The following is a 12,773-nucleotide window of genomic DNA, read 5'->3' as shown; positions in this document are numbered from 1 at the left end:
ATGTCGCATGGACAGTCTTGAGGCCCGCGCCAGGTTCCAGGAGCTTCGGGAGAAGGACGGCCCTGTCGACGCCCGCGAACTCGACACGATCTGGGTGGCGTTGGCCACCGTCCGCCCCGAGGACATACTCGGGGAGTGGAAGGGCGGCGAGTTCAACACAGGTCACCCTCTCAACGGCGAGCTGGAGAAAGCCGGTTGGTACGGCAAGACGTTCACCTCCGTGCACGACGTCAAGCCGCTGATGTGCCGTGACGCGGCGGGTCGGTTGTACTCCAACCGCGAACTCGGCAAAGGCGAGGCCAGCCTGTGGACCGTCGAGTTCCGCGGCGAGACGACGGCCACCATGGTGTACGACGGGCAGCCGGTCTTCGACCACTTCAAGCAGGTGGACGACACCACGCTGATGGGGATCATGCATGCCAAGGGGGTCCCCGAGGAGGGCCCCTTCTACTACTTCTTCCTGGAGCGGGTCCCGGCGGCCGCGGGCACAGGCGCGCATGCCGGAGAGTATGCGTGAGACACGTCCGCGCCGCGGTCACCGGGGCGCCGGGCGCCCCCTTCACCGTCCGTACCGCGGACCTTGAGGACCCACGGGCACACGAGGTGCTGGTCAGGATGACCGCGGTCGGCGTCTGTCACACCGACCTCGGGATGCGGGACAGCTGGCCGCGTCACCTCACCCCGATGGTCTTCGGTCATGAGGGCACTGGTTGGATCGAGATGGTGGGCCCGGAGGTGACCGGCCTCGCGCCCGGGGACCGTGTCTGTCTCACCTTCGCCAGCTGCGGCACCTGCGACCAGTGCACGGCGGGTCACCCTGCCTACTGCCGGGCCGCGCGGGCCCGTAACCTCTCCGGCGGACGCGCGGACGGCACGACCCCGCTGTCCCTCGACGGCACACCCCTGTACGCCGGCTTCTTCGGCCAGTCCAGCTTCGCCACGTACGCCGTCGTCCACGAACGCGGTGTGATCAGGGTGCCGGCCGGCCTGCCGGACGCGGTCGCCGCGCCGCTCGGCTGCAGTGGTCAGACCGGTGCGGGCACCGTCCTCAACCGGTTGCGCCCTGAACCGGGCTCGTCTCTGGTCGTCCTGGGCGCGGGCGCGGTCGGCCTGAGCGCGCTGATGGCCGCGGTGGCGGTGGGCTGCGACCCGGTGGTGGCCGTCGATCCGGTCGCCTCCCGTCGCGACCTGGCCACCGCGCTCGGCGCCAAGGCAGCCCTGGCACCCGGGGACGGTCTCGTGGCGGCGCTCCGCGATCTCACCGGCGGTGGCGCGCACCACGTCGTCGAGACCACCGGCCGTCCGCAAATGGCCCGCCGGGCCGTCGGCGCGCTGCGCCCGCGCGGCGACGTCGTCCTGCTCGGCCTCGGCGGGGAGGTGACGTTCGACGTGATGGGCCTGCTCGCCAAGGGGGTCCGGGTGCACGGAGTGATCGAGGGGGACTCCGACCCCGCGCGCTTCATACCCGAGCTCGTTGGTCTCTACGAACGTGGCTTCTTCCCTATCCACCGGCTGGTGACCATGTTCCCCTTCGAGGACATCGGCGCGGCCGTGGCCGCCATGGGCGACGGCGGTGTGGTCAAGCCGGTACTCACGTTCGCCTGACACGAACCGCTCCGGCCCGCCCGCCCGTCTGCCCCCTCTTGTCTGCCCGTCTGCCGCGGTGAGGGTGGGGCGGTGCGGGCGGCTCGGACGGTTGGGGCAGCGCAGGCGGCGTCGAGGCAGCCCGGCTTCTGACGTCGTGTGATTGACTGATTCGCATGGCCTCCGCCTCCCCGTCCGCCCGTTCGGCCGAGACCGCCGACCGCACCGCGGCCGCTCGGCCCCGTAACCGCAGACAGCTCATCGTCGAGGCGGCCGGGCGGGTCTTCAGCGAGCGCGGCTACCACTCGGCGTCCATGGAACAGGTCGCTGCCGGTGTGGGCATCTCCGCAGCCGCCCTGTACCGGCACTTCCCGAACAAATACGCGCTGTTCGCCGAGTGCGCCGACGTCATGGTGGACGGGCTGGTCGCCGCACTCGACGAAGTGCCGCCCGGGGCGGCCCTGACGGACGTGCTGACCGCCATCACCCGGATCACCGTCGCGCATCGCGCGTCGGGCGGCGTGTACCGCTGGGAGGCCCGGTACCTCAGCCGCGAGGACCGACACCGTCTCGCCGCGAAGTTCGGTCACCTCGTCGAGCGGGTCGATGACGCCGTACAACGCGAGCACCCGCTGGCCGACGACCGACTGCGGGCCACGGCGGCCCTCGGCGCGATCGGATCCATCACGATGCACCACACCTCCATCGCCCAACGCCGGGCCGAGGAACTGCTGTTGGCGTCCGCGTCGGGCGTGGCGGCGAGCGATCCGGCCTCGGCCCGGCCCGGCGCGTACCACATCGATCTGCCCGCCCGGCCGGTGCCGCGCACGCGACGCGCGGAGATCCTCGCGGCCGCCATCCCGCTGTTCGCCCGGCACGGATTCGCCAGCGTCACGAACGGACAGATCGCCGAGGCCGTGGGACTGACCCCGTCCGCGCTCTACCGCCACTACCCCGGCAAGATCGACATCCTGGCTGCCGCATGCCTTCAGGCCGCCGGGCTGCTCGCCCAAGGTGTGGAGCGCAACCTGCACGAGGTCACGGGGCCGTACGAGTCCGTCGTCGCACTGGCGGCGACCTATGTGGCCTACAGCTTCGAGTACACCGAACTGAACAGCGTCGCCGAGGCCGAACTCGCCGGCCTGCCGACCGGACTGCGCCAACCCGTGGCCCTCGCCCAGCGCGACCACATCGCCGTATGGGAACAGGAACTGCGGCTGGTCCGTCCAGAGTTGGACCCGCGCCAGGCCCGGGTGCTGGTGCACGCCGGGTTCGGAGTGGTCGTCGAGGCGGGACGCGGACTGCGGTGGCGGGACAGCCCCGACCACCGTGCGGCCGTGACCGCCCTGATGCTGGGCGCGCTGGGGCTCTGAACAGCCGCCGGAAATCGACGGCTCAGCCCGCTCTGTTGCCGGTGGGGATCGTGATGGGGGTGGTGGTCCCGGAGGAGCCCTTGTTGAGGAACAGCATGGCCAGGGCGCGCACGAACTGGTCGAACACGTAGAAGGTGCCGGGCATGACGGGCGAGAGGCCCTCGCGGAACAGGATGAACGCCGGCCAGGCAGTACGGACCAGGGCGGCAGACGCGTAGTCGCGCTTCAGTCCCAGCCAGTCGCCCACCTGGTCGTTGAGGACGTAGCGCACGAACTCGTTCAGGAAGCCGCGGGTGACGCCGAGGTCGATCTGCGCGGTCAGGCCCAGCAGGTCCTCGGCCAGCGCGATGCCCTCGGTGGAGGGAGTGAGGATCGGGGTGAGCACCTGCGCCGCCTGCTTCTCGGCGGCCGCCCACGTCTGGGGAATGTGCTCGTCCGGCACACCGAGCAGGTGGATGGCGACCTTCCACGAGTGCAGGAACGCCTCCTGGTCCGCGGCCGGGAACGGGATCTTCCAGTCGAGCAGCTTCCTGTACACGAAGGTGCCCAGGCTGTGGAAGGTGACCAGGATGTCGGCGGCACTGATCGGAACGGTCTCGTCGGCGACCGCCTTCCAGTGCGGGGACTGCGGCAGCAGATGGCGTACCGCGGCGTGCACGACGCGCGTCTTGTTGGCGGTGACGACGAACTGCCCCGTCGGCTCGAAGGCTTTCAGCTGGGACAGGTCGTAGCCGAAGGTGAACGTCTTGGCAGCGCGGTCCTGCATGTCGGCGCCGCCCGCTGACCAGTAGACACTCTTGGCCTCGCGCGGGATCACGGTGCTCATGATTCCGCTGCCGAGGCCGTACAGCATGAAGAGGTACGTGTCCCTGCGCCGGTTGAAGTCGGCGGCGCGGGCCAGCTTGGTGCGGTCCGCCCAGGAAGGCAGCCGGTTGAACTGCCGCAGGTGCGCGGCGAACACGTCCGGGAGGCCGCTGGGCAGCGGGTCGTTGTTGTTCACCCATGACGCCCACGCTGTGTTGATCGTCGGCACGTGGCCGTTCTCCAGCATAGAAACCATCAGAGGGTCCGTCGCGTCGTCCCAGATCCACGCCGGATCGGTCCCCGCGGCGGCGCCCGCGACCGAGCCCGTCGAACCCGACGGGGTCAACGCCCCGGCAGGGTTCGCCACACCCACCAGACCGAGTGCGACACCGAGGGACAGCGCCCTTCTCCTGCTGAGATTCTCCATTGACTTACCTGCTTCCCGTCGAGGGGGACGGAACCGGGTCGGGCCCCAGCATCCGCCGGTTGCATGCTCCGAGCGTGCTGTGTCGTGTAGCAGGAATGTGATTCCCGATTAACATAGCGAGGTGCATTGCCGGCGGCAATGGTGATGACCTGATGACCGAGAGGCTGCCGCCGACGCGAGTACGTAAGGCGGAAGAAGCGCTGTGTACGCCGGCGGACAGGCGCGCCGGACGATCTGCTCGCCCCCCCCTCCCGGGCCGGCGAACTCGCGACCGTACGTCCCCGTGGGGGCGGAACCGGGGGCAGGCCGACGTGCATCACCCCCGTAACAAAATGATCCACTTCCTTGTGCGGGCCGTGTTCACGCCCGTGAAGTGGGCTGATGCACTTTCCGACAGCAGGCGGTCCGTTCTTGCGCCACCTGCGCCTATGGCACGCCGTACCCGTCTCCCTCGTAGTGGTGGCGGTGGTGGCGTTCCTTGTCCTTCTCCCGTCCGACGGCCCGCGCTCGGTGCCCAACAGCCCCTGCAGACCGGCCGAATCGGCGCGCGAGGACGCTGAAGCCGCTGAAGCCGCTGAAGCCGCTGAAGCCGCTGAGGACGCGCCCGCGGGCCCCGATCTCGACGGGGACGGCTTCGTCGATCTGGTGCACGAGATCTCTCCTCGGGACATGAAGGTCGACGTGGTCGTCGTGCCCGGTTCCGAGCACGGTCCGGACCACGACCGGACGACCGTCCTCACCCAGGAAGACCTCGGCGTGCCGGACGAGATCTACAACGGCGACGAGTCGTGGCAGCCCACGGTCGCCGACCTGGACGAGGACGGCCACGCCGACCTCGTCGTCAGCGGCGCCGCCCAGATCCTGTGGGGTGGCCCCGAGGGCCCGCAGGCCGACGGACCGCACGGGCGCGTCCCCCTGCCGGGCAGCGGATACGGCACCGCGCCGATCGCCGGTGACTTCGACGCGGACGGCCACCTGGACCTGGCGGTCTTCAGATTCTCGAACGAGGATCAGGAACTGGTCGTCCTCAAGGGGCCGTTCAAGCGCTCCGGTGCCCCCGCCCGGACCGTGGAGATCCCGAGCCCGGTCAGCGAGGGCGCGTCACCCGTACTGGTCGCCGGGGACGCGAACGACGACCGCGCCACCGATCTCGCGCTGTACGACTCCCCGTGGGATCCGCCCCTTCTGTTCACCGGCGGCGCGCGTACCGCCTCCGGCCTGAGCAAAGAGCCCGAGCAGCTGCCGGAGGGCGAGAACGTCGTCTTCGGCGACTTCGACGGCGACGGGCGGCAGGACATCGCCATCGGGCGGAGCTTCGTCGACGGTGACGACGAGATCGACACTCCCCACCGGCGCGGGCAGGTCAGCGTCCGCTACGGGAAGGAGCCGGGGAGGTGGGTCACCATGGACGGCGGCGACTACAAGGAGGGCTTCGGCGCCGTGCTCGCCGCCGCGGACCTCAACGGCGACGGCTGCGACGACCTGGCCGTACAGCTCACCAAGAAGAAGGAGACCGGGGACGCGCGGATCGAGGTGCTGCGGGGCGGCTCCGAGCACGGGCTCGGGTCGAAGCCCTGGCGCGCCACCAAGCGCTCCTCGCCGAGTGAGGACGTCCCGCGCGACGGCACGCTCTTCACCGTCCACGACTGGGACGGGGACGGCCGCGCGGAACTGGCCCTTCTCGGCGAAGACCGATGGTGGATCACCGACGGCACGAACCGTGACGAGGCAACGTTCCCTCTCAGCCCCGACAAGGACCAGCGCTCGTAGTCACCCGCTCGGCGTCCGGTGACGGTGGGCGAGCCCCGGGCCTGCCCACCGCTTGCGGTGCCACCGAGAACCGTGGCACCGGCGAGCCGTCGGCCCCGAGAACGGTCGCGTGGGGCACTCTTTGGAAGAATTTCGAGGCCACTGTCGATCCGTCCGCGTCCCGTTCGACGCTCTGATGTAGGACACATCACCGTACGAGGAGACGACGGGACCTGATGAGGGAAGACATGGATCAACTACTGCGCGTGCAGAACTTCACCATCTCAAGCGACGGCATCGCCGCAGGCGAGGACCAGAGCCTGGAGCGACCCTTCGGACACGACATCGATCCGGGCAAGCTCTTCGCGTGGGCCGGCGCCACGGCACACTGGCCCAACCGCACCGACCCCGGCGGGAGCCGCGGCCTCGACGACTACTTCACCCGGGACTTCACCCACAACATCGGCGCCGAGATCATGGGCCGAAACAAGTTCGGACCCCAGCGCGGTCCCTGGCAGAACGAGGAGTGGCGCGGCTGGTGGGGTGACGAGCCGCCCTTCCACACGCCGGTGTTCGTCCTGACCCACCACACGCGTCCGTCCTTCACGCTCTCCGACACCACGTTCCATTTCGTGGACAGCGACCCCGCCACGGTGCTGGCACAGGCGCGCGAGGCCGCGCAGGGCAAGGACGTACGGCTCGGCGGCGGCGTGAGCACGGTCCGGGAGTTCCTCGACGCCGACCTCGTCGACACCCTGCACGTGGCCGTCGCACCGGTGAAACTCGGGACCGGGCTACGCCTGTGGGACTCCCCCGACCAGCTGCTGGACCGCTTCCACCTGGACATCGTGCCCAGCCCGAGCGGCATGACCCACCACCTCTTCTGGCGCAAGTGACCAGGGAGAGGGGAGGGGTACGTCGGCGCGGCTGACGCGGGCGTCTACTCGGCCGGCCGACGTCGTAGCGCTCTTTCCGGACCTGCTCGCCGGTGCCACGCCTACTGCAGGCGTCGGCATCGGCATCGGCATCGGCATCGGCGGCCACGATGTCGCGGGTGACCCCTGCGGCGTACCCGGTCAGCTCGTGGCCCGGCGGGCTCTGTCATCGGATGAGGGTGCGAAGGACGGTGGTGCCGGCGCCGGCGGCGGTCGGTCCGGCGACGACCGCGGCGGCCGGGTGCACGCCGGACAGAACGGTGAGAGTGGCGATCACCAAGCCGATGACCACGCCTGCGAGCAGGACGACGGCGGTGTGCAGGGACACGAACGGCTCGGTACCGGGGGTGGGTACGGGGCCGGACCAGCCTGTGGGCTCGGACGGACGGGACGGCGGCATCGGGGCGGGCGGCCGGGACGGACTGGACGGGCTCAGGAGTGCTCATGGCGCAACCGTCCCGCCCGGCTGGGCGACGCCGGGCGCGGGCCGAACAGATCCGATGACACCCGATCAACTCGCCAGTGCAGGTGAACACTCTTCCTACCTGGTCGAACGCAGCGTTGCCCCTGTGTCATATCGGCGGCCTGTTCGGCCAAGTTCGGTGCTGTCCCACCGCCGCCCTTCTAGCCTGCTCAGCACAGCTGGAGGGGGAACGGGCGACGGTGGGCGAGCACGACACGAAGGCCGAGGGCGCTGAGAGCGTTCAGGGCGTAGCGGGCGCTGAGGGCGCGAGCTTGTATGAACAGGAGCTGGAACGTCAGGCGCAGGCGCTACGACGGTTGAAGGTGCAGCGGGGTGATCCCCCGTTGGCAGGATCCAGGCGCGGGCCAGAGAGCTGTTCGGCGATGCGGTGCCCCTGCCGCCGGCGACCCAGCACGCGGCGTTCAACGGCCGCTACGTCAGCCTCGACCTGAGCCCCAGCCCGGATCCGAGTCCCAGCGTGACCCTCACCCCGAAGCCGAAGCCCACTCACAAGCAGAACGTCTGCGCATAGGCCAGCCGTAGCGCCGCTCTCCACGCTGGCGTGAACTGCTCGAACGCTCCGGGCCCGCTGCTGTACTGCGGAGGTGACAAACCCAAAGCAGTGCACAGTAGTACGAAGCGGAAGCTACCAGGGTGTTCAGGGCGGAACCTTTGCAACCGGCATCAGCGCCCAGTCCGCCGGCGCCCTGGCTCTGTGCCTCCATCAGTTGGTGATGGCCCCCGGCAGCAGGGGCCGTCCTCACCTGCACGAGGGACACGAGTCGGCCATCTTCATCCAGTCCGGGCAGGTCGAGGTCTGGCACGGCCCGGACCTCACCGAACACGTCACCCTGCACGCCGGCGACTACATCCACATCCCGGCCGACACCCCGCACATGCCGGTGAACACCGGCGACCAGGACATGGTCTGCCTGGTCGCCAGGACCGACCCCCAGGAGCAGGAGGGCGTCCGCCTCCTGGACCTCCCCACCCGGCTCGCCACCCGCCTCGGCCTCCTGACCGTCGGCAACGGCTAGAAGCCGCGCTCACGGCGACCTCGACCCCAAGTAGCTTTGTTCATGTAGATATCGAGGGCAACCGTACGGCTGGATCATGTCGGATCAGGCCGCGGTGTCCGGCGAGACGCATCGCAAGGCGGAGTACGCCCCATGCATGGTTGTGCTCGGGTCGTACACAACGCCGCGAGGCGCTTTGCCGGACGCCTCGCCGGGCGCCTCGGACCGTGCGGCGGTGCCATCACCCGGCCGTCGGCCTGGGCGCCCGGAGGCCTCGACGAGGCCGCCCGAATCCAGCCGGCGAATCGGTTCTCGGCTATCCCTTGACGATTGCCATCAGCGCCGCCGTGAAGGGCGCCGGATCCAAGTCGCCGCGGATGGCCAGCTGCTGGCTGTAGCTGATGCACACGGCCGCGAACCCCTCGGCGATCTGCTCGGCGTGCTGCTTCCGCCGATCCGGTACCAACTCGGCCACCGCCGCCCTCATGGCGGCGAGTTGCTGTCGCACGACGGCCGCCAGCTGCGGTGACACCGCCGCTTCGGCATAGATCTGGGCCACCAGCCGGGCATGGCCCGTCTCACGCGCCCGGACACGTACGTGTTCGAGGAAGCCCTCGACAGCCTCGACGGTGAGCGCCTTCGGCAACGCCTCGCCGCCCTGTTCGCAGACGGCGACGACGATCTCGTCCTTGCTGGTGAAGTGGCGGTAGATGGCCCCGTTCGAGAGCCCCGACTCGGCGACGATGTCGGCCATGGACGTGCGGGCGAAACCGTGGCTCGCGAAACGGGCCCGGGCGGCGTCCACGATCTGTCGACGGCGGGCGTCCATGTGTTCTTGGCTGACCTTCGGCATAAAAAAGAGTGACCCCTCGATTTTCTTTGTTACGGTGGGCGAGCCTACCGCACCACCACACACCAGGAGCTGCCATGCGTTACCGGACCTTCGGCCGACTGACCGGACTGCGCGTGTCGGAGTACGCGCTCGGGACGGCGAACTTCGGCCTGTCGGACACCGGCGCGGGCCCCGAAGGCTCGCGGCAGATTTTCGAGGCCTTCGTCGCCGCCGGCGGCACCACGTTCGACACCTCCAACCTCTACCAGGACGGCCAAGCCGAAACCGTGCTGGGCGGGCTGCTCGGCGACCGGCGGGACGACTTCGTCGTCATCACCAAGTACAGCGGAACGCGGCAGCAGCACCCCCGCCCCGGCACCACAGGCAACAGCCGCAAGACCATGGTCCGCGCCCTGGAGGCAAGCCTGCGTCGGCTCGACACCGACTACGTGGACGTCTTCATGCCGCACTTCCCCGACGGAACCACCCCGGTCGAGGAGATCCTGGCCGGGTTCGACGATCTGATCCGCTCCGGCAAGATCCTCCACGGTGCCCTGTCCAACTTCCCCGCCTGGCGGGTCGCCGGTGCCGCGGTGCGGGCCGACCTGCACGGCCTGGCCCCACTGGTCGGCATCCAGACCGAGTACAGCCTGGCCGAACGCTCCGCCGATCGGGAACTGCTGCCGATGGCGCAGGCACACGGCCTGGGCGCGTTCCTCTACTCCCCGCTGGCCGGAGGGCTGCTCACCGGCAAGTACCGGCAGGGTGAACAGGGCCGGTTGAGCGCTCGCGGCGACACGATCGAGGGCACCGCGCAGCGCACCGCCGTCGTGGACGCCGTGCTCGCGATCGCCGAAGAGAACGGCACGAGCCCCATCCAGGTCGCCCTGGCCTGGCTCCGCCACCGCGCCGGACAAGCCCACACCGCTCTGATCCCGATCGTCGGCCCGCGGACCCTGACTCAGCTGGAGGAGTACTTGCGCTCGCTCCAACTCGTACTCGGCGATCAGCATTTTCAGCATCTGGACCAGATCAGCGCAGTCCGCATGGGAACCCCGCACGAGGACACGGCGGCAGCGCTGAAGCACGGCTTCGACGGCGATCGCACACTGCTTGAACCTCTGGCCGTTCCCGTCGCGTGAGAGCCGTCCTGGCCGCCGTGGTACCGGCCGCGTATCGCGGCTCTAGCGAGTCCTGTAGAAGCAGAGCATCTGGCCGTTCTCGTCCGGCGTGACGTCGGCGCACGCCGACTGCCATTCGTCCGGGAGTGACGCTGTCGGGCCGGGCCCCTTCCCACCGTGTCGCTGCGACTCCCCCGAGTCCTGCAACCACAGCGTCAGCCCGCCTGTGGCTGCCACGAGGATCAGCCACACCGTCACAGCCCACCGCCACGCCGCGCGGCGACCCGTCACCGCCACGTCCCCCTCGCAACCACCGCGTCCACCGCGTCCACCGGTATCGGGCCACACACGTGCCGGTACTTCTCGGCCGCAGGTTCCAACCCTTCGTACTGCGTCGGCGCATCCGGCCTCGCAGGGTCCACGTCGAGCGCCGACAACTGTGCGTCGGGGCCCTCATGGAAGCCGTACGGAAAGGCTGTAGCCGAGGGAAGTCGGTGGAGTGTGTACGTGCGTTCGGGCATGAGCCCACGCTACGACCTCGGCCACGCCTCCCACGACAACTGCCGTGCGTACGGCACCTGTTGTGGTGTCGTACGCCGTTTCGACGGCTGGTGTCTCGGGCGGTCCCTCCGGCCGGTCAGTGGCTGCCGGCGAATTCGCCGGTGAGTTTGCCGTGGAGGTCGGCGCTGGGGTCGTTCAGGCCGATGATCTCCACCGTCTTGCCGCGCTGCCTGTACTTGGTCTCGATGGCGTCGAGGGCGGCGACGGAGGAGGCGTCCCAGATATGGGCCGCTGTCAGGTCGATGACGACCTTGTCGGGGTCGCCCGCGTAGTCGAACTGGCCGACGAGGTCGTTGGAGGAGGCGAAGAACAGCTCGCCGGTCACGGAGTACACGACGGTGCTGCCGTCGAGGCCGGTGACCGCGGTGACACGGGCGAGATGGGCGACCCTCTTGGCGAAGATGACCATGGCGGTGATCGAGCCGACGACGACGCCGATGGCGAGGTTGTCCGTGGCGACCACGCAGACCACGGTGACAGCCATGACGGCGCTCTCACCGACCGGCATGCGCTTGAGGGTCTTGGGTGCGACGGAGTGCCAGTCGAAGGTCGCGAACGACACCATGACCATGACGGCGACCAGGGCGGCCATGGGGATGTCGGAGACGACCGGCCCGAAGACGATGCACAGCACCATCAGGAACACGCCCGCGAGGAAGGTCGACAGGCGGGTACGGGCTCCGGACACCTTCACGTTGATCATCGTCTGGCCGATCATCGCGCAGCCGCCCATGCCGCCGAAGAAGCCGGTGACGATGTTGGCGACGCCCTGCCCGATCGACTCACGGGTCTTCGAGGAGTGCGTATCGGTGATCTCGTCGACCAGCTTGGCCGTCATCAGCGATTCCATGAGACCCACGAGCGCCATCGCGAAGGCGTACGGGGCGATCGTCGTCAGGGTGTCGAGGGTGAACGGCACATCCGGCAGCCCCGGCACCGGCAGGGAGGACGGCAGGTCGCCCTTGTCGCCCACGGTCGGCACCGCGATCCCGGCCGCGAGGGTGATGACCGTCAGGATGACGATGGACACCAGCGGGGCCGGGACCACGGTGGTGATCCTCGGGAAGAACACCATCAGCGCCAGCCCGCCGGCGATCAGCGGATAGACGGGCCAGGGCACGTCGTGCATCTCGGGGACCTGGGCCATGAAGATCAGGATGGCGAGCGCGTTGACGAAGCCGACCATCACGGACCGAGGGACGAAGCGCATCAGTTTCGCCACCCCGAGCGCGCCGAGGACGATCTGGATGACGCCGGCCAGGATGACGGCGGCGACCAGGTATCCCAGGCCGTGCTCGCGGTTGAGCGGGGCGATGACCAGGGCGACGGCGCCGGTGGCGGCGGAGATCATCGCGCGCCGGCCGCCGACGATCGAGATGGTCACGGCCATGGTGAAGGACGCGAACAGACCGATCGCCGGGTCGACCCCGGCGATGATCGAGAACGAGATCGCCTCGGGGATCAGCGCGAGCGCGACGACAAGGCCACCCAGGACTTCGGTGCGCCAGACCTTCGGGTCGTTCAGCCACTCGGGCTTGAGGCCGCGCAGACGTACGGCAGGAGTTGGTGCGGTGGTGGACAAGGAGATGCGTACCTGTCGTGCTCAGGCACGTCCCACAGCGGACCGGGGCGTGCGGGAAGGACCGCGGGCTGCCGGGCCGGCGCCACGCGGACGACCCGCAGGACGGGTCGGATGTCGAGGGGAGGGAGGACGGAGCCGGAGCCCGGCGCGCGTGTTCGGCGCCGGCGGCTCGCCGTCAGGGGCGCAGGGTCACGGTGGGCAGGCAGCGGCGGCGACGGGCGTCGTGGGCTCGCGCACGCTCTCTCCTGCAAGAATCGGGACTTCGCCGGGGGCGCCATCGGCCCCGGAACGACAGCAGCGGGGTGGCCAGGCCACCCCCATCAGCA

12 protein-coding genes are annotated in these 12,773 nt (G+C 69.5%); 7 read left to right on the top strand and 5 right to left on the bottom strand.

What is annotated here, in order from left to right:
• Positions 1 to 7 precede the first annotated feature (7 nt).
• From ACFVH5_RS02345 to ACFVH5_RS02335, 3 genes are all read left to right on the top strand, one after another.
• Positions 8 to 517: a DUF4334 domain-containing protein gene (locus ACFVH5_RS02345; protein WP_385831394.1), complete on the top strand. Its 510-nt coding sequence runs from the start codon at positions 8 to 10 to the stop codon at positions 515 to 517.
• The gene (locus ACFVH5_RS02340) at positions 514 to 1,605 is read left to right on the top strand and encodes an NAD(P)-dependent alcohol dehydrogenase (protein ID WP_385831392.1); all 1,092 of its coding nucleotides are present in this window, start codon (positions 514 to 516) and stop codon (positions 1,603 to 1,605) included. Before ACFVH5_RS02345 ends, ACFVH5_RS02340 begins: the two co-directional genes overlap by 4 nt.
• A gap of 155 nt (positions 1,606 to 1,760) precedes the next feature.
• Complete coding sequence (locus ACFVH5_RS02335; protein ID WP_385831391.1) at positions 1,761 to 2,957, top strand: TetR/AcrR family transcriptional regulator; 1,197 nt, start codon at positions 1,761 to 1,763, stop codon at positions 2,955 to 2,957.
• Between the two features lie 22 nt (positions 2,958 to 2,979).
• Here ACFVH5_RS02335 and ACFVH5_RS02330 read toward each other — a convergent pair whose 3' ends face one another.
• Positions 2,980 to 4,188: an oxygenase MpaB family protein gene (locus tag ACFVH5_RS02330; protein ID WP_385831389.1), complete on the bottom strand. Its 1,209-nt coding sequence runs from the start codon at positions 4,186 to 4,188 to the stop codon at positions 2,980 to 2,982.
• A gap of 426 nt (positions 4,189 to 4,614) precedes the next feature.
• Positions 4,615 to 4,839 (bottom strand): hypothetical protein, encoded by a 225-nt coding sequence (locus ACFVH5_RS02325; protein ID WP_385831387.1) that lies wholly within the window; start codon positions 4,837 to 4,839, stop codon positions 4,615 to 4,617.
• A gap of 18 nt (positions 4,840 to 4,857) precedes the next feature.
• On the opposite strand from ACFVH5_RS02325, the gene ACFVH5_RS02320 reads away from it, so the two are divergent.
• Entirely contained in the window at positions 4,858 to 5,958 is a 1,101-nt protein-coding gene (locus tag ACFVH5_RS02320) for an FG-GAP repeat domain-containing protein (protein WP_385831386.1), read from the top strand.
• A gap of 227 nt (positions 5,959 to 6,185) precedes the next feature.
• Complete coding sequence (locus ACFVH5_RS02315; protein WP_385831385.1) at positions 6,186 to 6,833, top strand: dihydrofolate reductase family protein; 648 nt, start codon at positions 6,186 to 6,188, stop codon at positions 6,831 to 6,833.
• 205 nt (positions 6,834 to 7,038) lie between these two features.
• Here ACFVH5_RS02315 and ACFVH5_RS02310 read toward each other — a convergent pair whose 3' ends face one another.
• Positions 7,039 to 7,200: a hypothetical protein gene (locus ACFVH5_RS02310; RefSeq protein WP_385831383.1), complete on the bottom strand. Its 162-nt coding sequence runs from the start codon at positions 7,198 to 7,200 to the stop codon at positions 7,039 to 7,041.
• A 740-nt stretch (positions 7,201 to 7,940) separates the two neighbouring features.
• Between ACFVH5_RS02310 and ACFVH5_RS02305 the strand changes: the two genes are divergently transcribed.
• The gene (locus ACFVH5_RS02305; RefSeq protein WP_384797873.1) at positions 7,941 to 8,372 is read left to right on the top strand and encodes a cupin domain-containing protein; all 432 of its coding nucleotides are present in this window, start codon (positions 7,941 to 7,943) and stop codon (positions 8,370 to 8,372) included.
• Between the two features lie 295 nt (positions 8,373 to 8,667).
• Here ACFVH5_RS02305 and ACFVH5_RS02300 read toward each other — a convergent pair whose 3' ends face one another.
• A complete protein-coding gene (locus ACFVH5_RS02300; protein ID WP_385831381.1) occupies positions 8,668 to 9,180 on the bottom strand; it encodes a TetR/AcrR family transcriptional regulator in 513 nt (170 codons plus the stop codon).
• 98 nt (positions 9,181 to 9,278) lie between these two features.
• On the opposite strand from ACFVH5_RS02300, the gene ACFVH5_RS02295 reads away from it, so the two are divergent.
• Positions 9,279 to 10,325, top strand: a complete 1,047-nt coding sequence (locus ACFVH5_RS02295) for an aldo/keto reductase (protein ID WP_385831380.1) — start codon at positions 9,279 to 9,281, stop codon at positions 10,323 to 10,325.
• A 616-nt stretch (positions 10,326 to 10,941) separates the two neighbouring features.
• Here the strand turns inward: ACFVH5_RS02295 and ACFVH5_RS02290 are convergent.
• Positions 10,942 to 12,447 (bottom strand): SulP family inorganic anion transporter, encoded by a 1,506-nt coding sequence (locus ACFVH5_RS02290; RefSeq protein WP_385831379.1) that lies wholly within the window; start codon positions 12,445 to 12,447, stop codon positions 10,942 to 10,944.
• Positions 12,448 to 12,773: the final 326 nt, after the last annotated feature.

It is taken from the genome of Streptomyces sp. NPDC127119 (genome assembly GCF_042677425.1).
Classification (GTDB): domain Bacteria; phylum Actinomycetota; class Actinomycetes; order Streptomycetales; family Streptomycetaceae; genus Streptomyces.
Note: the sequence above shows the minus strand (reverse complement) of the source record. Positions and strands in the feature narration are given on the sequence as shown.